Origin of the sequence: Arthrobacter sp. HMWF013 (assembly GCF_003061105.1) — a bacterium.
Lineage (GTDB): Bacteria > Actinomycetota > Actinomycetes > Actinomycetales > Micrococcaceae > Arthrobacter.
The window spans coordinates 13,083-39,096 of record NZ_QAIQ01000028.1 but is presented as its reverse complement, the minus strand read 5'-3'; the positions used below and the strand labels follow the sequence as shown (position 1 = coordinate 39,096).

Genomic DNA, 26,014 nt, shown 5'->3' with positions numbered 1-26,014 from the left:
AGTCGGCCACGCCATGGTCCACGGCGGCCCCTTCCCCGCCACCTCCGACAGCCGCACCACCTCCGTCGGCACCCTCGCCATCAACCGCTTCCTGCGCCCCGTCGCCTACCAGAACATTCCTCAGGAACTCCTCCCGGCCCCGCTGCAGGACGAGAACCCGTGGAAGGTCAACCGCCTCATCGACGGCACCGTAGTCCTGGCAGCCGACGAGAGAGCTGAGGTCGGCGCATGAGCAACCAGCCCACCATCGCCCGCGTGGAAGTAGTGCCCGTCGCCGGCCACGACAGCATGCTGATGAACCTCAGCGGCGCGCACGGCCCCTTCTTCACCCGCAACATCGTCATCATTACCGACTCCGACGGCCGCACCGGCCTCGGCGAAGTCCCCGGCGGCGAAAAAATCCGCACCACCATCGAGGAAGCCGGGGCCCTGATCACCGGCAAGCCCGTGGCCCGCTACCGCTCGCTCCTGCGCGAGGTTGCGTCCGAGTTCGCGGACCGCGACGCGGGCGGCCGCGGCCTGCAGACTTTCGACCTGCGCACCACGGTCCACGCCGTGACTGCCGTGGAGTCGGCACTGCTGGACCTGCACGGCCAGTACCTGGGCGTTCCCGTGGCCGAACTCCTCGGCGACGGGCAGCAGCGAACCTCCGTGCCGATGCTCGGGTACCTGTTCTTCGTCGGCGACCATACCCGCACCGACCTGCCCTACCTCGTGGAGGACGCCCCGGCTGACCGCTGGGAGAAGCTCCGCCGGCAGGAGGCAATGACTCCGGAAGCCGTCGTCGCCCTGGCCGAAGCGGCACAGGAGCGCTATGGCTTCAGCGACTTCAAGCTTAAGGGCGGCGTGCTCTCCGGGGACGACGAAGTGGATGTTGTCACCGCCCTCGCCAAGCGTTTCCCCGAGGCCAGGGTCACCCTGGACCCCAACGGCGGATGGCTCCTGGACGAAGCCATCCGGCTGGGCAAGCGGATGCAGGGCGTCGTTGCCTACGCCGAGGACCCGTGCGGTGCCGAAGGCCGGTTCTCCGGTCGCGAGGTCATGGCCGAGTTCCGCCGGGCCACCGGGCTGAAGACGGCCACCAACATGATCGCCACGGACTGGCGGGAAATGTCGCACGCCATCCGCAGCAACGCCGTCGACATCCCGCTCGCCGATCCGCACTTCTGGACCATGCACGGCTCAGTCCGCGTGGCCCAGATGTGCCACGAGTTCGGCCTCACCTGGGGTTCGCACTCGAACAACCACTTCGACATCTCGCTCGCCATGTTCACCCAGACCGGCGCCGCAGCACCCGGCGAGATCACCGCGCTGGACACACACTGGATCTGGCAGGACGGCCAGGGCCTCACCAAGGAACCGCTGCAGATCAAGGGCGGCGCCATCGAGGTTCCGGACGCCCCCGGCCTCGGCATCGAACTGGACCGCGAAGCCCTGGACAAGGCCCACCAGCTGTACCTGGAGCACGGCCTCGACGCCCGCGACGACAGCATCGGCATGCAGTACTACATCGACGGCTGGTCCTTCGACCCCAAGCGGCCCTGCCTCGTCCGCTAATACCCGGAATACCACGCTATACCGGACTCTCTTGGTACCAATGGCCCCTTCCGCCCTGAAGCTGCAGGGCGGAAGGGGCCATTGGCAATTTCACCAGCAAAGTCCGCTGTTTTATGCCCTTCCTCATACTGGAAGCTCCAGGATGAGTTCGCAGGAAGACATAAAGGCTGGTTATCGGCTCTTGAGCTTCCATTCGGAACGGCGACCAAAACCGGTTTCACACCCACGGCTAATCTGAGGGGGAGTCAGAATGGGAGGCGTTTGAGGTCAGTGTCCCTGAAATGCCTCAGCAAGCCACCAGGACCCACCATCAGAGGCAATCTTCGCGTCAATCACCAAAGGTTTGCTCTGGGATCCCGCCTTGTAGGCCGCGACCCAGTCATGAACCGGCTGGAGGTCACTTGGGTCACGTACCGTTATTCCTTCAGCACCAAATCCCCGCCCGATTGCGGCAATGTCAGTGTCGGGGAAAGTCACGCTGCTGAGGTCAACGCCTTCGTCGTCCTGGGCGAAATGGTGCACCTCGGCGCCATAAGCGGCGTCGTTGTAGACGATGCACACCAGTGGCAGCTTCAAGCGAACGGCGGTTTCCAGTTCGCTGATGCCCATCAGGAATCCGCCATCACCGGCCCCCAGCACGGGCAACCGATCGGGCCGGGCAAGGGCCGCACCGATTGCGGTGTAGAGGCCGAGACCGATGGCCTGGAAGGCCTGGGTGAAACAGAAGCCGTACTCGTCCGGCACCGAAAGGTATTGGCTTGGGTACCCCATGAAGTTACCGGAGTCGACTGAAACAATACGGTTCGTCGGGAGGATCGAGTCGAGTTCGCGGCTGAGGATGCGGGGGTCGATTCTCGTATCCGTGGACAAGTCCGGTGTTTCGACGTCCCGCCAGCGTGAAGCCTTTTTGATGAGTACAGCGTTGCTCTCTGTGCGGTACTTAGCTACCCGCTCCGGCTGTAGCTCTTTCAGCCGGGCAAGTGCGTCATTGGCAGTGAGGGCTGAGTCGCCTAATACGCCCAATGTGATGGCCCGGTTGGCGCCTAGTGCGGAGTCCTCGACGTCGATTTGGATAACTTTGGCATCCGGCGATATCAGCTGGCCATGCCTCATGGTCCACATGTTCAAAGTACAGCCCCAGCCGACGATCAGGTCGGCGCCGGAGATGAGTTCAGCGGTTAGAGGGGATGAAAAACCCCCGGAAATTCCGAGATTGAAGGTCTCACCGTTAAAGAGGCCGTTGGCCACTGCGGAGGTGGCAACCAGTGCCCCTGTGTGCTCTGCAAGGGCCAGGATTGCTTCTCCGGCTCCTCGTCCCCCTCGCCCTGCAACGAAGACCGGGCGTTCAGCACGCTGAAGAAGCTGGACGAACTCTTCGAGACTCGCGGGATCCGGCCGTAGGCGGGCAGCTCGGGGGGCGTTGATCGCTTTTGGTGTTTCAGCCGCCACTGCATGCTGGACGTCCAACGGAAGGCTCAAGACAACAGTGCGCCGCTCATTGACCGCCGTTCGAAAGGCCCGCACGGTGTCGGCTGTTGCAGTTTCAGCGGAATGAATTCTTTCGGCGACTGCGCCGATGCTTCGGGCAAGACCGTCCTGGTCAATTTTAAAGTTGGATCGTACAGCGGCTCCCTGTGTGTCAGCCGTCAGCACGATCAGGGGCGTTCGACTTTTTGCGGCTTCCCCGATCCCAGTGATGGCATTGCTCAGGCCACAACCCTGGTGAGTGGTTACGACACCTACTTTGTCCGACATTCGGGCATAAGCATCCGCCATAGTTGCGGCGCCGCCTTCATGCCTGGCGGCGGTGAACGGTACACCTTCGTTGATGAGGGTGTTGGTGACGTCAAAGTTGCCGCTGCCAACCACACCGAAAACGTGGCCAACCCCTAGTTTCGCGAGTGTCTGCCCGACAACGGTGGAGACCGGGACAGTTCCGCTCATGCTGACTCCACCAGCGCATACACGCGGGCAGGGCTACCTGTGCCGCCGACAATTGGCAGCGGGGCAACGATCAGGGTAGCCCCCACCAGGGGAAGTTTATCGACTTGCCGAAGAGACGTGACGCCATACTTGTCAGCACCCAGCAGGTAGGAATGGACGGGAAACATTGGGTCGAAATTGCCGGCCTGCCCGGCATCTATTCCTACCGTCTCCACACCGAAACCACTGATGCTGGCATTCTTGGCTATCCAGCGGGCGCCGTCCACGGAGACTCCGGGGGTGTGAGGTCCGGCTTCGTCAGCGTTGACGAAGTCAGCAGCGTTGCCGCCCCGGGTTGACCAACCGGTCCGGAAAATGATCCAGCAGTTAGCGGGAAATTGGCCGTGCTCTTCCTGCCATTGCTCGAGATGCTCGGGTTCCAGGAGGAAATCGGGGTTGTCAGCCACTTCCATGGATTTGTCGATGACCACCAGCGGGCCGACGAGACGGGACGGCTCGATCTGGTCCACTGACTTGCCATCCCGCCCGGAAATCCAGTGCACGGGCGCATCCACGTGAGTACCGGCGTGCTCCCCCACTGTGATGTCATTCCATGCCCAGGCAGGGCCAGCATCGTCGAAGTCGCTCACTGGCGAGAGGTCAAGCCCAACGGTGTTGGAGAAGGGCTCGGGCAGGTTGAGTATGGGGGTATCTCTGCTGAGCGGGGTGGTGAGGTCGATGACTTCCACCGAACCGTTTCCAAAGGCCTTGAGCAGCCCTTCCAGTACAGACATCGTTCTCCTAATCAATTGCTGCTTTTGTCAGTCAAGCGGGCGTGGTCCCAGGAATTTGTCTCGCGCCTTCGTATGGGGCTGCGGCAGCCCACCCCGAGGGCGAACCGAGTTTGTCAACCCACCGAGCAGCGTCGACCGGTTGGGTATGGAATTGATTCTAACCAGAATCGACGGATTTGTACCGCAAAAATTTCGATCGCAACGTATTGGTCACAAAGAAGCGCGCACCCGACCAGGGCGGCGGACAGCAAGACTTAGGCAAAGCGGCCCGCCGCAGCCAGATTATGCAGTTAGTCGACGGGCTTGGGGAGATATGCAGCCGAGGGACTGCCGGCGGGAGTAAGAAACCCCAGGAGCAGCACCTCTTCGCTGGAAGAGGTATTTTCGTTGATGTGAAGATCGCGGGCCGGGATATGGAAGGCTGACCCTGCCAAAAGGGGAGTGGCCGTCCCGTCATGATGGAAAAGCCCTTGACCTTTCAAAATCAGGGCGATCTCCTCATACTGATGAAAATGCCACGGAGCGGCGCCGACAGGTACCAGCCCTACGAACAACGTGGCGTGCGAGGATCCATTTTCGGGGCCAAAGATGATGCGGTACGACCGGTTGCTGGTTGCGCTCTGCGGATCGGTTAAATCAACGGAGGAGAATATTTCCCCAGCGCCCAGCGGCGCATGACTGTCCGCGAGACCGACTTCAACAACAAACTGAACCGCCGTGGCCGCGGCTGGGCCGGTCCTCAGCACAGCTTCCGTCCCGTCTGTCAAAAGAGTTGCATCGCCAGCTGACTGACTGCGCTCCTGCCCCGCAACCCTGATGTCCATAACCCCCTCAAGCAAAACCAAAACGGAGTCCTGGCCTTCAGCGCCGATTGTCAGGGAGGTGTTCGCAGGCAGGTTTACTGCCTTCAGCGACAGCGCGGAGGATGACGCCCGGGGCAGGAGTTCTTCGATCGGTTCACCCGCCGATTCCTCCGCCCAGACGTTGGGCGCCTTGGCGCTGGAGGGCTGATTAATCAATTTCTCATCGGTTTCCATGCACGCATCGTACAGCACTTGCCAAGACCTTGCCTAGGTGTCAAGGTGGAGGGGTAGGAGAACAAAAGTTCCGCAAAAGGCGTGAACATTGCTCGAAGGGACGTCATGGGTTTCAAGATTCGCAGGAAAGCAACGGCTACGTGGGCCGGCAGTGATACCGCCGGTGGCGGGCACATCGCGCTCGGCAGCGGTTCGTTTGAGGGGCCGTACTCCCTAAAGAGCCGGGTAGAAGGTGTGCCGCAAGTGAACCCCGAGGAGCTCCTTGGGGCTGCCCTTGCCGCATGCTTCACAATGTCCGTATCAAACAAGCTCACCGATGCCGGATACGAAGTGGGGAATTTGGAGACACGGGCTGAAGTTCTCATGGCTGAAGACGGCGGCAGGTACTCGATCACCAATGCTCACCTAATCATTAGTGGTTCAATGAAGGACATAGGGACCGAGGAATTCGAACGTATAGCCCAGGAGGCGAAAGCTTCCTGTCCCGTGTCCCGCGCATTGTCTGGGACTTCGGTCACCCTGGCGGTCGAAGCTCTCGTCGGATCCTGACCGCATGAACTGAAGGAATTTTCCGTGAAAACGCCGCTGGACCCGCAGGATGACGAAATCGCCGAGACGCTTGAGGTTCTCGGCGGACGCCTCAAGCGCCTGCGACTTCAGCTTGGACGCACCCTGGGAAATGTGGCTTCGGCTACCGGCCTTTCAGAAGCGTATGTATCCAGGCTGGAGCAGGGTGAGCGGACTCCATCGCTTCCCGCCCTGATCCGGCTCGCAGACGTTTACGGCGTCTCGGCCTCGAGTCTGCTCGAAGCCGAGACGCCGTCAAATGTGGCGTTCCATCATGCCAGCTCCCATTGGACGGGACCTGAAAAGGAAGGGGCCGGCACGATACAAACCCTGCACTCGGATAAGCGTGGCTTCAGCTATGCCAGCCGGCTCGGCCTTCCCCAGGCTAAGGAAGGTGAAAGCTCCCCTGAGGAGCACATCGGAGCCGCTCTGGCAGGTTGTTTCTCAATGTCATTTTCGGGCGAGCTGGACAAGGCCGGTTACTCCCCGGGCGCTGTGACGACGCAGGCAACTGTGCGGCTGGTACGCGGCTCCGGAGTGACCGCGATCAGGGCGATACACCTGGACTGCACTGTTGGAAATGCAGACATTCCAGATGACCGGCTTCGGGCCATAGCCCAGACCACCAAACGTACTTGCGTCGTGGCCCGTGCTCTTGCGGCCGTCGATATTTCCGTGGAAGTCTCCGCCCCGGACGCCGCTGCTCAGTGACTTGGGGGGGTAACGGAGATAATAAACTCCGCTTCCTGCTCGCCCGTATTCATCATGCGGTGCGGGATCCGCGAATCGTAGTGAGCGCTGTCCCCCGGGCCCAAGGTTATCTGGGATTCCTTGAAATCAACATGCAGGGTTCCCGCCAGGACGACAATGCATTCTTCAGCCGGGTGGGAACGCACCGCAGAGCTTGAAACTCCCCCCGGGGCGAGCCGTCCATGGAGCACTTCGAGATTACGCCCCGGGGCGGAGAGCCGGCCGTACCTGATTGCCGTGGCCGGGGAGCTAATTTCGATGTGCTCACCTTTTCGGGTTACCGAAACCGTTGACATGTCTACTGGATCAGTGAACAGTTCGAAGAGGGGCACGCTGAAGACCCGTGCAATCTGCCGCAGCGTTTCAAGGCTCGGATCGGTGAGACCACGCTCAACCTGGCTTAGCATGCCCGCGGAAACCTGTGAAGCGGAAGCGAGCTCAGCCAAGGTAAGCCCTTTAGCCAAACGAAGAGAACGGATGCGCAGATTGCTCATAAGGAGAGTATGGCACCCGCCGCGTTTTTAGTCACATAAAATTTTTGTTGACGTGACTAAAGCCACATGCGTACGCTCGGACCATGACGCTTGCCCAGAAACTTCCTTTGGTGGAGTCCTTTTCCTCCGCAGACTTCCGCTCGCACTTCCCGCCTCTCCAAGACATGGCACACATGGCCAGCTGCAGCCAAGGAGCGCTTTCAACAGCACTCCTGTCCGGATTGAACAGCCTGACATCATCCCTTACCGAGTCGGGAGCGCCTTGGGGGTTATGGATGGATGAAGTGGAAACCCTCCGCCGCAAATTCGCTAAGTTCATCAATGCCTCGCCAGAGGAAATTGCCATAGTCCCCTCCGCATCCGAGGGCGCTTACCAGGTAGCTTCCAGTTTTTCGTGGGCATCCCGTGAACGCGATGCCATTGTCACCTCCGCCTTGGAATTCCCCTCAGTGGGGCATGTTTGGCGTGCGCAGCAGGCACAAGGGGTGCGTATCAAGTCGGTTGAGGACCGCTTCGCGGCCCTTGACGCTAACAACTGGGCACGCCACATTGACGACTCAGTTCAGTTCGTCTCCGTGCCACTGGTCAGTTATCACGACGGATCCAGGGCGCCCCTCGGGGCAATTAGCGCACTCGCCCGAGAGGCCGGAGCCCAGGTTTTCGTGGACGCTTACCAGGGAGCCGGAGTTGTGCCGATAGACGTCCGCGCCATGGACTGCGACTACCTCGTGACTGGCACCCTCAAATACATGCTGGGGCTGGCCGGCGTTGCTTTCATCTACGTGCGTGACGGCATTGCCAGCGAACGGGCCCCTGAACTGACGGGATGGTTCGGCAGGGTGAACCCCTTCGAATTCAACCCGGACCACGTGGACTATCCAAAAGAGGCCCGCCGCTTCGAATCCGGGACCCCGGCCATACCTGCAGTGTATGCAGCCAATGCGGGGCTCGATCTGCTGGCTACAGTGGACCAGGCCAGGGGATATGAGCATGTGGAGGCTCTCGCGGAAAGCCTTGCAGATCAGTTGCTGCGCGACGGGGAGCGCCTCAGCAGACCAGGCTCTCCGGAACTCTGCGGGCCTCAGGTCGCAATTTATGATGAAGATCCAGTAGCTCTGTCAGCGTTCTTACATGATCGGCGAGTTATGTCGGCACCCCGCGGGGAGCTACTGAGGCTCTCCGTGCATTACTACACGACCACGGACGACATCACCGCCGTCGTTGACGCCGTCCGGGCCTACAGAAGCCGATAATTTCCTTCCTGTTTATTTACCTTCGTCACGGAACTGAAACATAGCTTTTGTTTTGCGTCTACAGGTCAACTCCAACAGCCCCGCAAAACACCGATAGGCAAAACGCCTTTCGATCCAGCAGGGCCCACCCTCCTTTAGTTCCTAGCAGTTTCCGTTTTCACAGCTTGTGACCCTGTAGATGCTGCGGGTCCTTCACAGAAATGGCTCCTCATGAACGTCCCCCAAAACCATTCAAGGTCACCCCAGCGGTGGTCCCGACCGGCCCAGGCCGGCGTTGCCCTCCTGTCGACTGCCCTTATGCTTTCAGCCTGCTCCGGCGGTTCTTCCTCCAGTTCGAGTTCGGTTTCAGGGCCCGTGACCATAGCCCAAGGCGTGGACCCCACCACCATGAACCCGTTGCAGCAGCGCGAAACCAGCACGTCAAACGTCCTGCGCCACATGTATGACCCACTGGTCACGCGCAACCCAAAGGACCCGTCAAAGTACGAGCCGGACCTGGCTACCTCTTGGAAGCAAGTGGACGCCATTACTTATGAATTCACCCTCGCAGACGGGGTGAAGTTCTCCGATGGTTCGACCTTCGATGCTGCAGATGTCAAGTACACCGTTGATGCCATGCTCGGAACAGCAACAGGAAAGCCAACCCTGCACGCCTCCAATTTCAAGGGCCTCAAGGGCGCAGAAGTCGTGGACGCCCACACTGTGCGTTTCCTCATGAGCACACCGTCTCCGCTCTTTATGCCCCGGCTGCCGAATCTATTCATGATTCCGGAAGGTTCACTTGATGCGGACCCTGCCGCCCTGGACAGCAAGCCCATCGGAACAGGCCCCTACACGCTGAAGACATGGGACCGGAACAGTCAAGTCGTTCTTGACAGCCGGTCGGATTACTTCCGAGGTGCTGCAAGAATTCCTTCAGTCACGTTCAAGACGATCGCTGACAACTCCGCCCGAATGGCTGGCCTCGGCTCCGGTGACATCGACTTGGTTACTAACCTCGCTCCGGACAGCGTCCCGGAAGTCGAAGGTGCCGGCAACGCGGTCGTAAAGCAATCCCCAAGCGCTCGAATTGCGACAATTTGGTTGAATACCCGTACTGAAGGGCCGCTCCAGAACCGTGATGTACGGCTGGCCATGAACCACGCAGTGGACATGGACACCATCATCAAGACGGTGATGGGCGGTTACGGATCCCGTGTCGCCACCTTCACACCTGACTACTTCGTGGGATACGACGAGGCCAACAAGCCGCTGAAGTACGATCCGGAACTCGCGAAGAAGCTTCTCGCCGACGCGGGATACGCCGATGGCTTCAGCATGGAAATGATGGTGCCGGCGGGACGCTATCCGTTCGCTGAACAGGTCAGCCAGGCTATCCAGTCCAACCTTGCGGAGGTGGGCATTAAGGTCAAGCTGAACATTGTGGAGTTCGGAGTCTTCGCCGACGCCACCAACAGCGGCAACGTACCCGAGTCGTACTATGCCGCGTACGGCAACTCCACCTTCAATCCGATCGCGGAGTACCTGCTGGCGGCCCGCACGGGGAAGTCAGGGTACTCCCTTTATAGCGACCCCTCCCTTGATGCTCTGATTGATCAGGCAGCAGTGACTGTTGACCCGACGCAGCAAGACGCTCTAATCAGCCAGGTCGAAAAAAAGCTGCTCGCAGACGCACCTTTCCTCTACCTTTACTCCCAGGTCGACCTGTACGGCGTCTCCCAGCGCCTCGTGTGGGAACCCTCAGTAGACGAATCCGTGTACATGTACGACGCCGAAACAAAGTAGCGGAAGCGGAAGTCCAGTCATGAAGAGATACATCATCGGGAGGCTTGGCCAGGGAGTCGCCGTTCTTGCCCTGGTAGCTGTTGTTGTGTTCATCATCTCCCGATTATCTGGGAGCCCGGTGAATCAGATGCTCCCGGAAGACGCGACGGAAGCCCAGAAGGAACAGCTGACCCGCGAGCTCGGCCTCGACCAGCCACTCCCCGCGCAGTTTGGCTTATTCTTCGTCAAGATCCTCGGAGGGGACTTTGGGGAATCCCACAGGTTTCACATCCCGGCCCTTGAACTAGTGCTATCGCGGTTGGGCAACACTGTTGCCTTGGCCGTTGTGGCGTTGATCATCGCAGTGGTCATAGGAGTTGCACTGGGAATGCGTGCAGCGCTTAGCAGGGGCAAGCTCGTAGACCACGTAATCACCGGACTTCTGACGATCGGGCAGTCGGTCCCGTCTTTCTGGATAGGCATCCTCCTGATCCTGGCTGTAGGTGTCAGCCTGAAATGGCTGCCTTTCGCCGGAAACAACTCCCCGCAGTCCATCATCCTTCCGGCAATCACCTTGAGCATCGTCCCCCTCATCAGCATCGCAAGAGTCACACGGTCCAGCATGATCGAGACGATGAACAAGAACTACATCACCACGGCCAAAGCCAAAGGTCTTCGCGGACCCCAGATTGTCATCAAACATATGCTTCGTAATTCATCCATCCCCGTCCTGACAATTACAGGGCTCATGTTCGCCGAGGCAATCGGTGGTGCGGTCATCACCGAGAGAATTTTCGCGTGGCCGGGTATAGGCTCTTTGGCCGTTGAAGCCATAGCAACGAGAGATTACGCGGTCATCCAGACAATCACGCTGATCGTCGCCTTCTTTGTCGTCAGCATCAGCCTCCTCGTCGACCTCGCCTACCTCCTGGTTGATCCCCGAATCCGCGTACTCAAGGAAGTTCACTAATGGCCATTACCGACAGGGTTCTCATCACCCCAGGCAAAGGCAACACGACAACAAAAGTTCGTGGCAGGTTCTTCTCCGGCAATTCCGCGTTCGTCGTCGGCGGGACGATCCTCCTGCTCTGCCTTGCCGGCGGGGTTGCATCGCTCTTCATGCAGGACGCCGTTGTGGCACAAACCTTGACTGACCGCCTTAAGCCCCCTGCATGGGCACCAGGAGGAACGACGGGGCATTTCTTGGGGACCGACTCCCTGGGACGTGATGTCTTCGCGCGCATGCTCGACGGACTCAGGACGTCACTCCTGATCGGCCTGCTGGCCGTCGCGCTGGGTATGGCCTTTGGAATTTTCATCGGACTTTTGGCCGGGTATTTCGGCGGCTGGCTCGATACGATTTTTATGCGCCTTGCCGACGCCGTGCTGGCGATTCCGACCGTACTTCTGGCTCTGACTACCATCGCGATCATTGGTGGTGGCATCACCAACCTGATCCTTGTCATCGCTTTCGCCCAATGGATGGCCTTTGCCCGCAACACCCGCGGCGAAGCGCTCGTCTATAAGGAGATGCTTTACACCACGGCGTCCCGGTCGCTTGGCGCCAGCGACATTCACATCATGGTGCGGCACGTTCTTCCCCATACCGTTCCCGCGACCATCGTTTTGGCAACCCTGAGCGTCTCTCATGCGATCCTGATCGAAGCCGGGCTCAGCTTCCTCGGCATGGGTGTACAACCCCCCGCTCCTTCATTGGGCGCGATGCTTAGCGAAGGACGCCAATACGTTGCCAGCGCCTCATGGCTTGCCATCTTCCCCGGTCTGGCCATCTTCATCCTGGTCCTCGGCATCAACGTGCTCGGCGAGGGTCTCCGTGTCCACCTCGACAGGAGCAGCAAATGACCCTCAACCGAGAAGTCGCCCTGAAAGTGTCGAACTTGTCAGTTACGTACCAAACGTCACGAGGCCCGGCACCTGTGGTGCATGATGTCTCCTTTTCCCTGGCGCGCGGAGAGACGCTAGCCATCGTGGGTGAGTCCGGCAGCGGCAAATCAACGATGGCGATGGCGACGGCCGGGCTGCTCCCCGATCAGGCCCACGTCACCGGCACGGTAGCGCTCGACGGGGTTGACATTGTCGGCCAAAGCAAGCGGGTGCTGGAAGACATCAGGGGCAGCGCCGTGGCGGTAATCTTCCAGAACCCGATGACGTCCCTAAACCCAACCATGCGGGTAGGGGACCAGATCGCCGAGCAGTTGATCCGGCACAAAGCAATGAAGCGTGCGGTCGCCCGAAACCGGTCCCTCGAGCTCCTGAGGGAAGTCATGATTAACGACCCCGAAGGGGTCTACCGCAAGTATCCCCATCAACTTTCGGGCGGGATGAAGCAAAGGGTCATGATCGCCATGGCCGTCTCGTGCGAGCCCAAGGTGCTCATCGCAGATGAACCCACCACAGCCCTGGACGTAACGGTCCAGGCGGAAATCCTGCAGATTATGCGAGCCCTGAGCAGGGAACACAGTATGGGACTGCTGCTGGTGACCCACGACATGGGCGTCGTTGCCGAAATGGCCACACATGTCGCCGTCGTCTACGACGGACGCTTCGTCGAATATGCCCCCGCTGCTGACCTCTTCACTGATCCTTTACACCCCTACACCCAGGGACTTCTACACTCACAACCCCGTATCGATGACCCCGAGGCCCGCCATCGCCGTCTGGCGACCATTCCCCGCCCTGCCCCGATGCTGGAGCATCTCGAACATGGCTACGAGGTCCGAAGCGAAGAGCAGGAAAAGACACTGCGTCCCGGCCACAACCCGGACTCCCGTTTCGTCCGGTTGAACGACAACTTCTCACCCGTAGTCCGGGAAGGCAGCACAGTATGAACACATCCTCCGCTCCACTGTTGCAGGTCGAAGGCCTGACAAAAAAGTACGGCACGGGCGCATCAGCGGTCACGGCCGTTGACGAGGTCAGCTTCACCATCGGCCGCGGCGAGACGCTGGGCCTGGTTGGGGAATCAGGCTCCGGAAAGTCGACAACGGGTTTCTGTGTTCTGCAACTGACCACGCCCACCTCGGGTTCGGTGAAGCTGGAGGGTGTGGAGCTGGTGGGGCTCTCTTCCCGACGGCTGCGGAGCTACCGCAAAGAAATGCAGATCGTCTTCCAGGACCCCTACGATTCGCTGAACCCCCGCATGACAGTGCAACAGATCGTCGCAGAGCCCTTGCGGATTCACTCACGAAGCACACGTTCCGGTGAGAAGTCCAAGGTCCACGAACTCCTGGAGCTCGTCGGGATCTCGCCGGACATGGCCGACCGCTACCCCGCGTCATTTTCCGGCGGCCAGCGCCAACGCATCAGCATTGCCCGGGCCCTTGCCCTGAACCCAAAGCTCATCGTCTGCGATGAAGCCGTATCAGCACTCGACGTCTCGATCCAAGCCCAAATCATCAATCTCTTGAGGGACCTTCAGGATGAACTTTCGCTCAGCTACCTGTTCATCAGCCACGACCTCGCGGTGGTACGCGCAGTAGCAGACTCACTCGCCGTCATGCGGGGAGGGCGCATCGTCGAAAGCGGACCGGCTGACACCGTCTTTGAGCGCCCGGCAACCGAGTACACCCAGGCACTTATGAATGCCGTTCCCGTGCCAAACCACAAACCGCTCCACAACGCCGAAAAAGAGTTCACAGCATGACCACAACGCGCACCCTCCTGCATAACGTAACCCTTGTCGATTCACTGGCCCGGGCACTGAAGCCACACAGGTCACTGATTATCGAGGACGGCCGGATCAAAGAGGACATCCACGCAGCTTCAGCCCATCCCGCCGAATTCAGCGGGGTGATTGACGGCAGCGGTCAATACGCAGTTCCCGGGTTCATCGACGCGCACATCCACCTGCGCACATCTCCCCACGAGGGACCCAGCGATATGCGGCCCACGCCCCGGCTTGCACCCGAAGACGCTTCTTCTGTCGACCTGGACTCCTACGAGCAGCGGGCTCAGACGTTTTTGTTCTGCGGAGTCACCAGCGTTTACGACGCCGGCAACAACAGCGAAGCGATCCGCGGCGTCCGGGCGGCTGAGCGCGCAGGCACCATCCTCGCGCCGCGCATCTTCTGCACCGGCAATCTGTTCAGCCCTCCCGGCGGGCACGGGTCTACTGCAGGAATCCATATCTCCGAAGAAACGGATATCAAAGCTGCTGTTGCCGCCCACGCGGCCCTGGGGCCGGACCTCGTCAAAGTCACCTACGATGAGCACAACTGGGGTGTCCGGCCGTTGGTACCTTTCCTCTCACCCCAGACATTGACCCGTCTGATCAATGAGATCCACGAGCACGGCCTCAAAGTCACAGTGCACGTTTCCAACGAACTACGGGCCCGCGAGGCCGTTGACGCCGGCGCAGATATTCTCGCGCATCCCGTAATACAGTCACCGATGACCCCGGGTTTCGCCGAACTACTGGCCACGAAACGTATCCCCGTGGTTTCGACACTCGCGATCGGTGACAGGTACTTCCGGCTGGCCGATGACCCCGACTTTGTCGACTTACCTTTGTACCGCGCATGTGAAAGCGAAGCCGAGCGGGAACGGCTGCGCACCACTGAAAGCGATTTTCAAAAGGGCAACCGCTGGGCAGACTGGATGCGGGTAATGACACCGATCGCCCAGGCCAACATCAGGATGCTCGTGGAAGCCGGCGGTATCCTGGCCACCGGCACTGACCAGTCCTTCGGGCCGGACTACCTGCGGGAGCTTGAGCTTCTCAGCGCAGCAGGCCTGGATAACTGGGACATCCTGCGGGCTGCCTCCAGCGGTGCTGCTGCTGCCATAGACCAGGCGGGTTTACTGGGGTCGCTGGACCCCGGGTCACTCGCCGACATCGTCCTCACCGAGGACAACCCCCACGAAGATCTCACAGCACTTTCACGGCTGTCCGATGTGATAAAGAACGGCGCCGTTGTGGACCGCAGCACGCTCCGGCTCCCCGCGAACGAATCGGTAGGACGAAAATGACCGTTGAACAGCTCCATCTTCAGGCATCGTCCGAAACCGAGATGCCAACAATCCTTATCGCTGCAGACCGTATCATCACCGCTCCCAACCAGCCTGTGCTGCATAAGGGAGTGGTGGCAGTAAGGGCCGGGCGCATCCTGGCCGTTGGGCCGGCAGCAGATTTTGATCAACCCCACGTGGCTTTGGGCAACCGCACGCTGACAGCCGGATTCATTGATTCACACGTGCATCTATGGAAGTGGCCGGAGGGCAACGGCCCGCTACCGCACCATCAGACGCGTGAGATGCAGTTGATGCAAGTCATCAGCAATGCGCAGAGATTCCTTCGGGTAGGCGTGACGTCTGTGCGCGACCTCGGCGGCCCCGGAAATGTTGTGGGCGTGGCCAGGGATGCAATCGCTAACGGCACGGTACAGGGATGCCGTATCCAGACTGCCAATGAAGTCATCACCATAACGGGTGGTCACGGTAATTCCTTCGGCATGGAGTGCGACGATCCAGTTTCTCTTCGGCGGGCAGTACGCCAACACGTCAAGCAAGGTTCGGACTGGATTAAGGTCATGGCCTCGGGAGGGTTTACTAACCCTTATCGGTCCGAAAAGGAGACCCCGTATTCCCCGCTTTTCTCGGCGGAAGAGATGAACCTGATCGTTTCCGAGGCCCACCGGTTTGGCCTTCCGGTTACCGCCCACAGCCAAGGCAGGGACGCAATAGAAATAGCATTTCTGGCTGGCGTGGACACTATCGAGCACGCAAGTTTCGCAGCAGACCCAATCGCCGTTGTAGACCTGGACCTTGCCCGGGCCATCGGTGACAAGCGTGTGCCCGTGGTGCCCACGACGAACAATTACTGGCTTAGCAAGGGAGTGCCGTGGGCGCCGTTGGATATAGCGCTGGCGAACCTGAAGCTTCTGTTCGATTCCGGAATCCCCCTCGCTGCTGGAACGGATATGGGGCTGCCAAGCACAACACCGGAAACTTACGCCGACGGCCTCGTTGTGATGGCAAGGGCAGGCATCCCGCTACCTGAGGTCCTGGCCGCTGCAACCACGCATGCGGCAGCGGCCATTGGGGACGACCAGGTCGGACGCATTGAGCCTGGGCTCCTGGCGGATCTGGTGGCCATGGAAGGCGACCCGCTCGTAGACGCGGACTCGTACTACAAGGTGACGTGGGCAATGCTCGATGGGAGGATCATCTCAACGGCCGGCGACCAGCGATTCTCCAGCCCATCGCTTCCGGGGAAAAAGTGGAACGGGGTGCACCTTTTCGGCGACTAACAACTTAGCCTAGGACGGAGTGGGCATATTGGCGCGCCATGGGGGCTAACTGCGCGTGTAAGTCGGCAAACAACTTCTCGGCCGCCAGCCCTGCCCAGTCATCCGGAAGGTAGACCACGGGCAGGCCCGGGTCCATGTAGGGCAAGCGCCGCCACTGCGTCACTGTGGTCACGTAGTCGACGAAGGCCTGCCGGAGCGTAGCGGTGCTTTCCCCCGCCTTCCGCGGGGTGGCAGTCCATCGCTCGAGCAGGTTTCCGTGGTTGTCAAGGAAGTCGGTGTAAAGGGCTTCGAGGGAAGCCAGATCCCACCACTGCCCTACTTTTGCCGAAACCTCCGGTTCTCCCAGATAGGCACCAGTGAACAAATCCGCGTATTCAGTCAGTCCTGCACGTTGCAACTGGAGGGCAACTTCCGCGGCCAAATGCCCAGGCGCAATCCAAAGCCCCGCGGATACCTGACCACATCCCATGCGGGTAAGGATGGCGCGAAGCTTGTGGCGCAGATGCCGCTGCGATTCCGGCACGGAGAAGGAGGTAAGAATCCAGCCATCTGTCTTTTGTGCCCTTCTGGGAGAAAAGATTCGTTCGTCTCCAGCTTTGAAAACATCCTCCAGTCCCGGCGCCAGCCTGTACGCAGCGGATCCCCCTCGCTTGAGGCTTACCAACACTCCCCGCTTTTTGAGCCGGGACACGGAGGAACGTACCCCAGCCGATTCCACCCCCAGTTCGCGCAGAAGGCTGATCAGGTCTGAGACGGCGAGAACCCCGCCGTGGTCACGGGCGTAGAGCCCGTAAATGGTCACAATCAGGTGTTGGTGGCGGGGCATGGGGACTACGTCGGGAGTGGAAGCAGCATCGGCCATAGGGCACCTCGTGTTGATATCGCGAATGTCATTCATAGGCTACAGGCGCCGAAAGTCACACCGCGGGGCGGACTGTACGTACTCAAGCCTTTACGGGCGCGAAACAAGAAAGTCGCAGTCCCGCAATTTCGTTGAATTAGTCTAAGCATATCGCAGTCCTGTAACGACCGTCAAAGTTTCGCCATATTTTGATGCTTCTCGCATCACCTCGCCCTGCTCTGCTCACTCTTGAAAGGAAAGCAATGGTGTTATCCCCTTCAGCGCACATGGACACCTTCACCCGTGACAATCTCCCGCCCGCCAACCAATGGCCTGTCCTTGAGTTCACACTTGCCGAGCTGCAGTATCCGGAACAGTTAAATGCTGCGACCAGCCTTATTACCGACGGAGTACGTACCTTCGGCAACGACCGTCCGGCCCTGCATACCCCCGATGGGGAATCGTGGAGCTACGGGCAGCTGCATCAGCGCGCGAATCAAGTGGCCCAAGTTCTGACGGAGGACTTGGGGGTAGTACCGGGAAACCGTGTGCTCCTCCGCGGTCCGAACAACCCTTGGCTTGTGGCGGCCTGGCTGGGGGTGCTGAAGGCAGGAGCCGTCGTCGTGACGACTATGCCTGTGCTGCGCAGTAGTGAACTCAGGGCGATTTGCACAGCGACCCGACCAACGGTAGCCCTTACCGACCACCGCTTTGCAGATGGCGTAGCCGAAGCACTGGAGGATGTTGCTGTCCTTATCTATGGGAGCGACGATGCGGGTGATCTCACAGTCCAATGCGGCCAGAAAAGTGGCACATTCAAGGACGTGGCCACCGCAGCCGATGACGTGGCTCTGTTAGGGCCGACCTCCGGAACCACAGGGGTCCCGAAGATCACGATGCATTTCCACCGGGACATCCTGGCCAACGCGGACACCTTCGCACGTCACATCCTCAAACCTACCGCCGCCGATGTTTTCGCTGGTTCACCACCGTTGGCGTTCACGTTCGGACTCGGCGGACTGGTTGTGTTCCCACTGCGCTTTGGCGCCTCCGCCCTTCTGACCGAGCGGGCTACCCCGGTGGAACTCGCCCGCCAGTCCGCCGCCGCCGGTGCTACCGTGCTCTTTACCGCGCCCACCGCCTACCGGGCCATCCTGAAGGAAGGGGAAGCGGCGTTACTCAAGGGCCTGCGCTTGGCGATATCCGCCGGGGAGCACCTGCCCAAGGAGACCTGGGAGGCGGTGTATGAGGCATCCGGGTTGCGTCTGATTAACGGCATTGGGTCTACCGAGATGCTGCACGTCTTCATCTCCGCCGCCGAGGGTGATATTCGCACGGGGGCAACGGGCCTTGCCGTCCCCGGTTTCCGGGCCACGGTCCTCGACGAGGACGGCAGCGAAGCAGCCGCCAACCAGCCCGGCAGGCTTGCCGTCATTGGGCCTACCGGTTGCCGGTACCTGAAGGACGACCGGCAGCTCAACTACGTACAGGGCGGCTGGAACCTGACGGGAGACACGTTCATGCGCGACGAAGACGGGTACTTCCACTACGTGGCGCGTTTGGACGACCTCATCATCTCCTCTGGCTACAACATCGGAGCAGCGGAGGTGGAGGAGGCCATAAATCAGCATCCCGAGGTGGTGGAAAGCGCGGTGGTGGGGCGTCCCGATTCTGAACGCGGCAACATCATCTGCGCGTTTGTTGTTCTTCGCCAAGGAGTGGAAGCCAGCGCAGCGAAACGGAAAGAGATTCAGGATTTCGTTAAGGCCAACATCGCGCCCTACAAGTATCCCCGCGACGTGAGGTTCGTTTCCGCAGTGCCGCGCAACCCCAGCGGCAAACTGCAGCACTTTGTGTTGCGCGCCGAACTCGAACGGGAGCGTGTTCAGGAGTCAGCTGCGACAGAACGCACTCAGGTGGCCGTTAGCGTCGGCTGAGCTGCATTCGAGGACCCGGTCCGCACAGCCCGGACGAAGTGCTCCGGCCAGGGCTGTGCGTTGGCGGCGCCGGCTGGAACATGGGCCGTGGTGACGGTCCCGAAAGCCGCCACAGACCCGTAGTCCGGAACGCCTTCGTCGGAGGCGCCCATTGGTTCGCCCCGGACCTCGAAGCCCATGGTCAGGGAGGTCCGCCCGAGAACGTTGATCTTCACGGTTGCGCTTACGCGCTGCCCGAACCATAGCTTGGCCTTGTAGTTGATGACCTGCTGGACGCGGGGGGCGCTGGGGAAGTAGTCGGGCAGGTGCAGTTTTCGGAAGAGTTCTGCCTCTGCCGCCTCCACCCAGCGCAGGATGGCCGAGTTGTGCTGGTGGCCCGAAGCGTCGGTATCCACCCACTCCACGGTCCGCTCAACGGTTGCCTGGGGAAACCCGGCGCTCCCCGACGTCTCAGTGTGGTCCATGCTGCTCCTAGTGTGTGCCGATGTCGGCGTTTTCTTCTTCCGTGTCGCTTGACGGAGCAACAGTAGCTTCCGTCTGCGGCTTGGGAATCATGGCAACTGCCGCGGCTGCCAGCACTGCAATGCCGGCAAAAATTGCGAAGTTAGCCTCAAAGGGCAGTTTGGAGCCGGCGATCCAGCCGCCGATCAATGGTCCGGAGATGGCGCCCAGGCGGGCGAAGCTCAAGGCCCATCCTGTGGCGGTGCCGCGGATCTTGGCGGGGTAGTAGTCGGCGATGTAGCCGGTAAGGACCAGGGAGGTGGAGATGGAACCGATGCCCGCGAAGGCGACGAACAGCAGGTTGACCACCATGGTGTTGGGGAAGACCAGCAGCATGATGCCCAGCCCGCCTAGGATGTAGAAAACCACGAGGATGAGCTTCTTGCCGTATTTATCCGCGGCGCGTCCCAGGATGAGGCCGCCGATCGCTGAGGCAAGGCTGAAGACCAGCAGGAAGGTCAGCGACGAGCCTAGATCGTATCCGGCCTTCTTCATGATGCTCGGCAGCCAGGTGTTCAGGCCGTAGACGAGGAGCAGGCCGAGGAACAGCGAGATCCAGAAGAAGACGGTGGAGCGCAGGTACTTTCCGGAGAACATGGTGGTGATGGTTTTCCACCACGGTTCTGCCGCTGCCCCCGAGGTGGCCGGTGCAGGCGCAGCCACCGGCGTGTAATCGGTTATGTTGAGCTTGGCGGCCAGGGCTTTCGCCTCGGATCTGCGGCCCTTGGTCTCGAGGTAATCCAGCGATTCGGGAAGAAGCTTCCAGATGATGGGGAGCAGCACGATCGGCGCGGCACCGATTGCTATCACCGCCCGCCAGCCGCCCAAGGGCAGGACGAACAGTGCGGCCAGGGCGGCCGCCACTATGCCGAGTGAGTAGCCGGAGTACATGAGTCCGTAGTTGAAGGAGCGCTTGTTCGGTGCGGAGTATTCGATGGTCAGGGCTGCTGCCACGGGGATGATGCCGCCCATACCGAGGCCGCCGATCAGGCGGAAGAGTCCGAACAGTTCCGGAGTCGGTGCCCACGCTGCGCCCGCCTGGGTCAGCGTGAAGATGGCCATAGCGGCCAGGAGCATTTTCTTGCGGCCGATGACGTCGCTGAGGGTGCCGATGAAAAGCGCGCCAATCAGCATGCCTACCAGGGCGTAGGATCCCAGTCCCCCGAGGGCGAGCGGGCTGAGGTTCCATTCTTTGTATTCGGCCAGTGCGGGCAGGACGGCGCCGAGGACGCCGACGTCGTAGCCTTCGGCCAGGATGGCCAGCCAGCAGCAGAAGAGGACAAGTCCGGTGGTGCGGGTGGGGACTTTCCAGTCCGTGGCGGGTGCGTTTGCCATGGCTACTTCACCAGAACCGGTGTTGAGGAGGAAGCGGGGGTCCAGCGAAGATGTGGGTTGGTGGTTTCAGCATCTGGTTCCTTTAATAGGGACAGGCGGGGGCGTACAGCGTCGGTGCGGGAGCTTGGCGGCTTGCGGCGGCCGGCGCGGAACTGCGGGATCCATGCGGCGGCCGGGCCCTGGTACTCCTGCTCGGCGGCTGCGTGCAGGGTCCACTGGGGGTCGTAAAGGTGGGTGCGGCCAAGTGCGATGAGGTCTGCCCGGCCGGCCAGGAGGATGGAATTTACATCGTCGTAGCTGGAGATGGCGCCGACGGCGATCACTGCCATGCCTGCCGGGGCGGCCACTTCCTGACGGATCCGGTCAGCGAACGGCGTCTGGTAGCTGCGCCCGTAAGCTGGCTTTTCCTCCTTGGCTACCTGGCCGGTAGAGACATCCAGGCCCGCTGCGCCGTGGGCAACGAAGGCGCGGGCGATCTCGACGGAGTCGTCGGAGGTGTTACCGCCCTCGATCCAGTCCGTTGCCGAGATGCGCACCGTCACCGGTTTGTTGCCAGGCCAGGCCGCGCGGACGGCGTCGAACACTTCCAGCGGGAACCGCAGCCGGTTTTCCAGGCTGCCGCCGTACTCGTCCGTCCGCCGGTTCGAAACCGGCGAGAGGAACGAAGACAGCAGATAGCCGTGGGCAGCGTGGACCTCGAGGAGGTCAAAACCTGACTGTTCGGCCCGGAGAGTCGCGGCGACGAACTCTTCGCGGATGGCGTCCATGCCGGCGCGGTCAAGCTCCGCGGGCATCTGATTGGGGGGACCGTACGGGATGGCGGAGGGGCCCACCGCCTGCCAGTTGCCGGTTTCCAGTGGTTCGTCGATGCCCTCCCACATGAGCTTGGTGGAGCCCTTGCGGCCGGAGTGGCCAATCTGGGCGCCGATTTTGGCGGTGGACTGATTGTGGACGAACTCCACGATCTCCTTCCAGCTGTCCCGCTGGTTGTCTGTATACAGGCCGGTGCAGCCGGGGGTGATGCGTCCTGCCGCCGAGACACAGACCATTTCGGTCATGACCAGGCCTGCGCCGCCCAGGGCTTTGGAGCCGAGGTGGACTTTGTGGAAGTCCCCGGGAACGCCGTCCACCGCGGAGTACATGTCCATGGGAGAGACCACCACGCGGTTCTTCAGTTCCAGCCCGCCGATACGGAAGGGCTGGAACATGGCCGGCGCGACCTGTGTCAGGCCTTGGGATTGGGCGAAATTCCGCTCCACTGCCTCGGCAAATTCCGGGTCGCGAAGGCGCAGATTTTCCTGAGTGATGCGGCGGCTGCGGGTCAGCAGGTTGAAGGCGAACTGTGTGGGATCCTGGTCCTTGTACTGGCCGATCCGCTCGAACCATTCAAGGGATGCCTGGGCAGCACGCTGGGTGGAGGCCACCACGGGACGCCGCTCGGCCTCGTAGGCGGCCAGTGCAGATTCGACGTCAGTATGTTCGTGCAGGCAGGCGGCCAAGGCCAGCGAGTCCTCCATGGCCAGCTTGGTGCCGGAGCCGATGGAGAAGTGTGCCGTGTGGGCTGCGTCCCCAATGAGGACAACGTTGCCCTTGCTCCAGCTCTGATTGCGGACGGTGTTGAAGTTCAGCCACTTGGAGTTGTTGGCCAGGACTTCGTAGCCCTCCAGCTCCTCAGCGAAAATTTCACGGATCTTGGCGATTGCTTTCTCGTCAGAGACACCCGGCGGAAACACTTCGTTCGCGGTTTCGTCGAAGCCGGCGGAGCGCCACACGTCCTCGTGCATCTCAACGATGAACGTGGAGCCCTCGTCCGAGTACGGGTAGCCGTGGATCTGCATGACACCCCACTCGGTCTCCTTCACGAAGAACTTGAAGGCCTCGAAGACCTGGTCCGTGCCGAGCCACATGAACTTGTTGGTGCGCGGATCGAGGTCCGGTCCGAAAAATTCGGCGTACTTTGCCCTGATCTGCGAGTTGACGCCGTCCGCGGCCAGCACGAGATCGTAATTGGCTTCGAGCTCTTCAACGGCAGGAGCCATGGTCTGGAAGCGCAGGTCGACGTTGAGCTCCGCGCAGCGGCGTTGGAGCAGCTCCAACAGTTCCTTGCGGCTCATGGCGGCGAAACCCTGGCCGCCCACGCTGATCATCTTCCCGCCGAAGTGGATATCGATGTCAGCCCAGCGGGCGAACCGGCGGCTCATGTAATCGGCCACCACGGGGTCCGCGTTGCCGATCCCGCCCAGGGTTTCGTCGGAAAAGACGACACCGAAGCCGAAGGTGTCGCTCGCAGCGTTCCGTTCCCAGAGGGTGATCTCGTGCGACGGGTCCAGCTGCTTCATCAGTGCCGCGAAGTACAGGCCCCCCGGGCCGCCTCCAACAATTGCGATTTTCATGGTCCTGCTCCTTCTCACGCCTGGCTCTGGCAGGCGGGGGTGAGTTCTTGGGTTTCGGCCGCGATGGAGTCGCGGAGTTTGAAGTGCTGGAGCTTGCCGCTGGGATTGCGCGGCAGCTCGGTGACGAAGCGGATGTCCCGCGGGTACTTGTAGGGGGCTATGGTCGCCTTGACGAAGTCCTGGATGTCCTTCCGCTTGCCGGCGTCGCCGATGACGCCGTCGCGAAGCACCACGAAGGCGCACACCACGCTGCCCCGCTCGGGGTCGGGCCGGCCAATCACGGCGTTTTCGACCACATCTGGATGCTGGTCGATGGCCGCTTCCACCTCGGGAGCGCCAATGTTGTAGCCGGAGGACACGATCATGTTGTCCGACCTGGCCTGGTAGGTGAAGTAGCCGTCCTCGTCCATGACAAAGGTGTCACCGGTGACGTTCCAGCCGCCGATTACATAATTCGCCTGGCGTTCGTCATCAAGATAGCGGCAACCGGTGGGACCAATGACTGCAAGACGGCCGCTTTGTCCTGGCCCGACCTCGTTGCCTTCCCCGTCAAGGATGGTGGCCCGGAAGCCGGGGACCGCCCGGCCTGTGGTACCGGGTCGGATGTCATCCCCCGCTGCGGAAATGAAAACGTGCAGCAACTCGGTGGAGCCGATGCCGTTGACCAGGCGCAGCCCGGTTGCATCGCGCACTGCCTCCCACGTCTCCCTGGACAGATGCTCGCCTGCGGAAACGGCAATCCGCAGGCCGCGGAGCAGGTCGCCCCGCCCTTCCTTGAGAATGGCGCGGTAAGCAGTGGGGGCAGTGAAGAGGACGGTAGCCCCGGCGGCTGCCGCGTGTTCGGCGAGCTCGACCGGTCCGGCCCTTTCAGTGAGCAGAGATGATGCGCCGAACCGTAAGGGAAAGACCACGAGTCCGCCCAGTCCGAACGTGAAGGCAAGCGGCGGTGAACCAGCAAAGACGTCGTCCGCGGTGGGTTGCAGGATATGCCTGGCAAAGGTGTCGGCGTTGGCAAGGATGTCACGGTGGAAATGCATGGTCACCTTCGGCACGCCGGTGGTGCCCGACGTTGGACCCAGGAGCGCGACGTCGTCGGCTGCGGTATCCACAGCTGTGAACTGCCCGCTTTTGGCAGCGCAGCGCGCGGTGAGGTCGCCGTCGTCATCGCTTCCGTACGGCAGGACGGCGACGTCCTTCCCTGCCGCCAGGGCGAGCTCGGCAATAAAGCGGTGATCGGAGATGGCAACGACCGGCTTGGTAAGCCGGATCAGGGAGGCGACTTCGATAGAGCGCAGCATGGGCATGGTGGTTACCGCTACTGCCCCGGCTTTCAGCACACCCAGCCAGACGGCAACGATCCACGAATTATTGGGGCCCCTGAGCAGCACGCGGTTGCCGGGCACCACGCCGAGGTCTTCGGTGAGTACCTGTGCCACCTGGTTGGCGCGCTTTTGGAGTTCGCCGTAGGTCCAGACGGTGCCGTCCGGGGTCCGCAGTGCGGGCCGGTCCGCGCCGTGCTCAGCGACGGCATTGTCGATGAGCGCGGCGGCGGCGTTGAGCCGTTCGGGGTACTGGAGTTCGGGGAGGGTGAATTCGAGCGCCGGCCAGGTGGTGGCGGGCGGCAGGTGGTCGCGGGTGAACGTGTCCACGTGGGCCGATGGCGTCATGCGCATGGCCGTTCCTTTCAGTGGTGCGTCAGTGAAACTGATGAGTTGGTGGAAGAGGTCAGGCGCCGGGACGGATCATGCCCTCCTGCGCCACGGTGGCAAGGAGCCTTCCCTGCCGGTCGAAGAAGCGGCCCATGGAAAGGCCCCTGTTGCTCTGCCCGGACACGGCTTCCTGGGCGTAAAGGACCCATTCATCCACCCGGCCGTCACGGTGGAACCACATCGAGTGGTCAAGGCTGGCGGTGGCAAGTCCAGGGCTGGACCAGTGGAGTCCGTTAACTCGCAGGAGCGGCTCCAGGATGGTGTAGTCGCACACATAAGCAAGGGCGGAGCGGTGCAGGTCCGCGTCGTCGGGAAGGCTGTCGAAGGCCTTGACCCAGATGGCCTGCTGTGGGACCGGCCCGCCCTCCAGCTCGATGTAGACAGGCCCTGGAACGTGCCGCATGTCGAAGCTGCGGCCGGCGGACCAGTATTCGGCAGCGGGGCCATCGGCCTCTTCCAGCACTTCCGCTGCGCTGCGCAGCGATTCAGGGTCGACGACGGTCGGAGCCTCGGGCTGGAAGTCCGGGCCCTCTTCGGGTACCTGGAAGGAGCCCATGGCGGCGTAGACAGCCTTGCCGTTCTGGAAGCCGCGGACGGTCCGGGTGGAGTACCCCCGTCCGTCACGCAGCCGCTCCACTTCGTAGCGGACGCTTGAGCCGATATCGACGGGCCGCATGAAGTAACTGTGCATCGAATGCAGGGAACGGTCATCATCGACCGAGCGCATCATCGCTGCTGCGGCCTGTGCCACCATGTCACCGCCGTAGGCCTTGGGCCACGGCACGTACTGGGTGGTGGCCTCGTAGGCCTCGTCGTAGACCTCCGCCGGCGCGGGCGTGAGGTCCACAGCCCGCAGGAAGGTTTCTGAGGTCAGGGTTCCGGTAATCATA

At 61.3% G+C, this 26,014-nt stretch carries 22 protein-coding genes and 1 pseudogene; 13 read left to right on the top strand and 10 right to left on the bottom strand.

All coding sequences use genetic code 11. The features are described 5' to 3' along the window. Both DBR22_RS01335 and DBR22_RS01330 read left to right on the top strand, forming a co-directional pair. Positions 1 to 232: pseudogene (locus DBR22_RS01335) on the top strand (aldehyde dehydrogenase (NADP(+))); the annotation flags it as partial. Then, positions 229 to 1,557: an enolase C-terminal domain-like protein gene (locus DBR22_RS01330; protein WP_108597435.1), complete on the top strand. Its 1,329-nt coding sequence runs from the start codon at positions 229 to 231 to the stop codon at positions 1,555 to 1,557. The pseudogene DBR22_RS01335 and the gene DBR22_RS01330, both read left to right, overlap by 4 nt. Positions 1,558 to 1,824: 267 nt before the next feature. Here DBR22_RS01330 and DBR22_RS01325 read toward each other — a convergent pair whose 3' ends face one another. The 3 genes from DBR22_RS01325 to DBR22_RS01315 form a co-directional block, all read right to left on the bottom strand. Next, on the bottom strand, positions 1,825 to 3,501 hold the full coding sequence (locus DBR22_RS01325; RefSeq protein ID WP_108597434.1) for a thiamine pyrophosphate-binding protein: 1,677 nt from the start codon (positions 3,499 to 3,501) through the stop codon (positions 1,825 to 1,827). Further along, on the bottom strand, positions 3,498 to 4,274 hold the full coding sequence (locus DBR22_RS01320) for a cyclase family protein (RefSeq protein ID WP_108597433.1): 777 nt from the start codon (positions 4,272 to 4,274) through the stop codon (positions 3,498 to 3,500). The genes DBR22_RS01325 and DBR22_RS01320 overlap by 4 nt, the downstream gene beginning before the upstream one ends. A gap of 290 nt (positions 4,275 to 4,564) precedes the next feature. Next, the gene (locus DBR22_RS01315) at positions 4,565 to 5,311 is read right to left on the bottom strand and encodes a cupin domain-containing protein (protein ID WP_181364977.1); all 747 of its coding nucleotides are present in this window, start codon (positions 5,309 to 5,311) and stop codon (positions 4,565 to 4,567) included. A gap of 105 nt (positions 5,312 to 5,416) precedes the next feature. On the opposite strand from DBR22_RS01315, the gene DBR22_RS01310 reads away from it, so the two are divergent. Continuing rightward, entirely contained in the window at positions 5,417 to 5,860 is a 444-nt protein-coding gene (locus tag DBR22_RS01310) for an OsmC family peroxiredoxin (protein WP_146187327.1), read from the top strand. Positions 5,861 to 5,884: 24 nt separating this feature from the next. Next, entirely contained in the window at positions 5,885 to 6,589 is a 705-nt protein-coding gene (locus DBR22_RS01305) for an OsmC family peroxiredoxin (protein WP_108597430.1), read from the top strand. Here the strand turns inward: DBR22_RS01305 and DBR22_RS01300 are convergent. Further along, a complete protein-coding gene (locus DBR22_RS01300) occupies positions 6,583 to 7,122 on the bottom strand; it encodes a helix-turn-helix domain-containing protein (protein ID WP_108597429.1) in 540 nt (179 codons plus the stop codon). The genes DBR22_RS01305 and DBR22_RS01300 overlap by 7 nt on opposite strands. A 284-nt stretch (positions 7,123 to 7,406) precedes the next feature. Between DBR22_RS01300 and DBR22_RS01295 the strand changes: the two genes are divergently transcribed. From DBR22_RS01295 to DBR22_RS01260, 8 genes are all read left to right on the top strand, one after another. Further along, positions 7,407 to 8,375 (top strand): aminotransferase class V-fold PLP-dependent enzyme, encoded by a 969-nt coding sequence (locus tag DBR22_RS01295; RefSeq protein ID WP_219928067.1) that lies wholly within the window; start codon positions 7,407 to 7,409, stop codon positions 8,373 to 8,375. Between the two features lie 354 nt (positions 8,376 to 8,729). Beyond that, entirely contained in the window at positions 8,730 to 10,160 is a 1,431-nt protein-coding gene (locus DBR22_RS01290; RefSeq protein WP_181364976.1) for an ABC transporter substrate-binding protein, read from the top strand. Positions 10,161 to 10,179: 19 nt separating this feature from the next. Continuing rightward, positions 10,180 to 11,109, top strand: a complete 930-nt coding sequence (locus DBR22_RS01285; RefSeq protein ID WP_108597426.1) for an ABC transporter permease — start codon at positions 10,180 to 10,182, stop codon at positions 11,107 to 11,109. Beyond that, a complete protein-coding gene (locus DBR22_RS01280) occupies positions 11,109 to 12,002 on the top strand; it encodes an ABC transporter permease (RefSeq protein ID WP_108597425.1) in 894 nt (297 codons plus the stop codon). The genes DBR22_RS01285 and DBR22_RS01280 overlap by 1 nt, the downstream gene beginning before the upstream one ends. Then, positions 11,999 to 12,988 (top strand): ABC transporter ATP-binding protein, encoded by a 990-nt coding sequence (locus DBR22_RS01275; RefSeq protein ID WP_181364975.1) that lies wholly within the window; start codon positions 11,999 to 12,001, stop codon positions 12,986 to 12,988. The genes DBR22_RS01280 and DBR22_RS01275 overlap by 4 nt, the downstream gene beginning before the upstream one ends. Continuing rightward, the gene (locus DBR22_RS01270; protein WP_108597423.1) at positions 12,985 to 13,803 is read left to right on the top strand and encodes an ABC transporter ATP-binding protein; all 819 of its coding nucleotides are present in this window, start codon (positions 12,985 to 12,987) and stop codon (positions 13,801 to 13,803) included. Before DBR22_RS01275 ends, DBR22_RS01270 begins: the two co-directional genes overlap by 4 nt. Beyond that, a complete protein-coding gene (locus DBR22_RS01265) occupies positions 13,800 to 15,128 on the top strand; it encodes an amidohydrolase family protein (protein ID WP_108597422.1) in 1,329 nt (442 codons plus the stop codon). Before DBR22_RS01270 ends, DBR22_RS01265 begins: the two co-directional genes overlap by 4 nt. Continuing rightward, the gene (locus tag DBR22_RS01260) at positions 15,125 to 16,408 is read left to right on the top strand and encodes a metal-dependent hydrolase family protein (protein WP_108597421.1); all 1,284 of its coding nucleotides are present in this window, start codon (positions 15,125 to 15,127) and stop codon (positions 16,406 to 16,408) included. Before DBR22_RS01265 ends, DBR22_RS01260 begins: the two co-directional genes overlap by 4 nt. 4 nt (positions 16,409 to 16,412) lie before the next feature. Here DBR22_RS01260 and DBR22_RS01255 read toward each other — a convergent pair whose 3' ends face one another. Beyond that, positions 16,413 to 17,270, bottom strand: coding sequence for a PaaX family transcriptional regulator (locus DBR22_RS01255; protein WP_108597420.1), 858 nt, complete (start codon positions 17,268 to 17,270; stop codon positions 16,413 to 16,415). Between the two features lie 242 nt (positions 17,271 to 17,512). Here DBR22_RS01255 and DBR22_RS01250 point away from each other — a divergent pair, with 242 nt between their 5' ends. Further along, complete coding sequence (locus tag DBR22_RS01250) at positions 17,513 to 19,186, top strand: AMP-binding protein (protein WP_108597419.1); 1,674 nt, start codon at positions 17,513 to 17,515, stop codon at positions 19,184 to 19,186. Here DBR22_RS01250 and DBR22_RS01245 read toward each other — a convergent pair. Genes DBR22_RS01245 through DBR22_RS01225 form a run of 5 tightly spaced genes read right to left on the bottom strand, consistent with a single transcriptional unit; the run spans position 19,162 to position 26,013 of the window. Next, positions 19,162 to 19,650 (bottom strand): acyl-CoA thioesterase, encoded by a 489-nt coding sequence (locus DBR22_RS01245; RefSeq protein ID WP_108597418.1) that lies wholly within the window; start codon positions 19,648 to 19,650, stop codon positions 19,162 to 19,164. The two genes, DBR22_RS01250 and DBR22_RS01245, sit on opposite strands and share 25 nt — an antisense overlap. A gap of 7 nt (positions 19,651 to 19,657) precedes the next feature. Continuing rightward, positions 19,658 to 21,022: an MFS transporter gene (locus DBR22_RS01240; RefSeq protein ID WP_108597417.1), complete on the bottom strand. Its 1,365-nt coding sequence runs from the start codon at positions 21,020 to 21,022 to the stop codon at positions 19,658 to 19,660. Positions 21,023 to 21,024: 2 nt separating this feature from the next. Then, positions 21,025 to 23,415: a bifunctional salicylyl-CoA 5-hydroxylase/oxidoreductase gene (locus DBR22_RS01235; RefSeq protein ID WP_108597416.1), complete on the bottom strand. Its 2,391-nt coding sequence runs from the start codon at positions 23,413 to 23,415 to the stop codon at positions 21,025 to 21,027. A gap of 14 nt (positions 23,416 to 23,429) precedes the next feature. Then, a complete protein-coding gene (locus DBR22_RS01230) occupies positions 23,430 to 25,088 on the bottom strand; it encodes an AMP-binding protein (RefSeq protein ID WP_108597415.1) in 1,659 nt (552 codons plus the stop codon). A 52-nt stretch (positions 25,089 to 25,140) separates the two neighbouring features. Then, entirely contained in the window at positions 25,141 to 26,013 is an 873-nt protein-coding gene (locus DBR22_RS01225; protein ID WP_108597414.1) for an acyl-CoA thioesterase, read from the bottom strand. Position 26,014: the final 1 nt, after the last annotated feature.

Excerpts from the sequence above, each read along its gene's own strand:
- DBR22_RS01315 (WP_181364977.1), bottom strand. The coding sequence starts at position 5,311 with ATGGAAACCGATGAGAAATTGATTAATCAGCCCTCCAGCGCCAAGGCG.
- DBR22_RS01275 (WP_181364975.1), top strand. The coding sequence starts at position 11,999 with ATGACCCTCAACCGAGAAGTCGCCCTGAAAGTGTCGAACTTGTCAGTT.
- DBR22_RS01325 (WP_108597434.1), bottom strand. The coding sequence starts at position 3,501 with ATGAGCGGAACTGTCCCGGTCTCCACCGTTGTCGGGCAGACACTCGCG.
- DBR22_RS01260 (WP_108597421.1), top strand. The coding sequence starts at position 15,125 with ATGACCGTTGAACAGCTCCATCTTCAGGCATCGTCCGAAACCGAGATG.
- DBR22_RS01280 (WP_108597425.1), top strand. The coding sequence starts at position 11,109 with ATGGCCATTACCGACAGGGTTCTCATCACCCCAGGCAAAGGCAACACG.
- DBR22_RS01300 (WP_108597429.1), bottom strand. The coding sequence starts at position 7,122 with ATGAGCAATCTGCGCATCCGTTCTCTTCGTTTGGCTAAAGGGCTTACC.
- DBR22_RS01330 (WP_108597435.1), top strand. The coding sequence starts at position 229 with ATGAGCAACCAGCCCACCATCGCCCGCGTGGAAGTAGTGCCCGTCGCC.
- DBR22_RS01255 (WP_108597420.1), bottom strand. The coding sequence starts at position 17,270 with ATGGCCGATGCTGCTTCCACTCCCGACGTAGTCCCCATGCCCCGCCAC.
- DBR22_RS01285 (WP_108597426.1), top strand. The coding sequence starts at position 10,180 with ATGAAGAGATACATCATCGGGAGGCTTGGCCAGGGAGTCGCCGTTCTT.
- DBR22_RS01245 (WP_108597418.1), bottom strand. The coding sequence starts at position 19,650 with ATGGACCACACTGAGACGTCGGGGAGCGCCGGGTTTCCCCAGGCAACC.
- DBR22_RS01225 (WP_108597414.1), bottom strand. The coding sequence starts at position 26,013 with ATGATTACCGGAACCCTGACCTCAGAAACCTTCCTGCGGGCTGTGGAC.
- DBR22_RS01265 (WP_108597422.1), top strand. The coding sequence starts at position 13,800 with ATGACCACAACGCGCACCCTCCTGCATAACGTAACCCTTGTCGATTCA.
- DBR22_RS01250 (WP_108597419.1), top strand. The coding sequence starts at position 17,513 with ATGGTGTTATCCCCTTCAGCGCACATGGACACCTTCACCCGTGACAAT.
- DBR22_RS01240 (WP_108597417.1), bottom strand. The coding sequence starts at position 21,022 with ATGGCAAACGCACCCGCCACGGACTGGAAAGTCCCCACCCGCACCACC.
- DBR22_RS01230 (WP_108597415.1), bottom strand. The coding sequence starts at position 25,088 with ATGCGCATGACGCCATCGGCCCACGTGGACACGTTCACCCGCGACCAC.
- DBR22_RS01270 (WP_108597423.1), top strand. The coding sequence starts at position 12,985 with ATGAACACATCCTCCGCTCCACTGTTGCAGGTCGAAGGCCTGACAAAA.
- DBR22_RS01235 (WP_108597416.1), bottom strand. The coding sequence starts at position 23,415 with ATGAAAATCGCAATTGTTGGAGGCGGCCCGGGGGGCCTGTACTTCGCG.
- DBR22_RS01320 (WP_108597433.1), bottom strand. The coding sequence starts at position 4,274 with ATGTCTGTACTGGAAGGGCTGCTCAAGGCCTTTGGAAACGGTTCGGTG.
- DBR22_RS01310 (WP_146187327.1), top strand. The coding sequence starts at position 5,417 with ATGGGTTTCAAGATTCGCAGGAAAGCAACGGCTACGTGGGCCGGCAGT.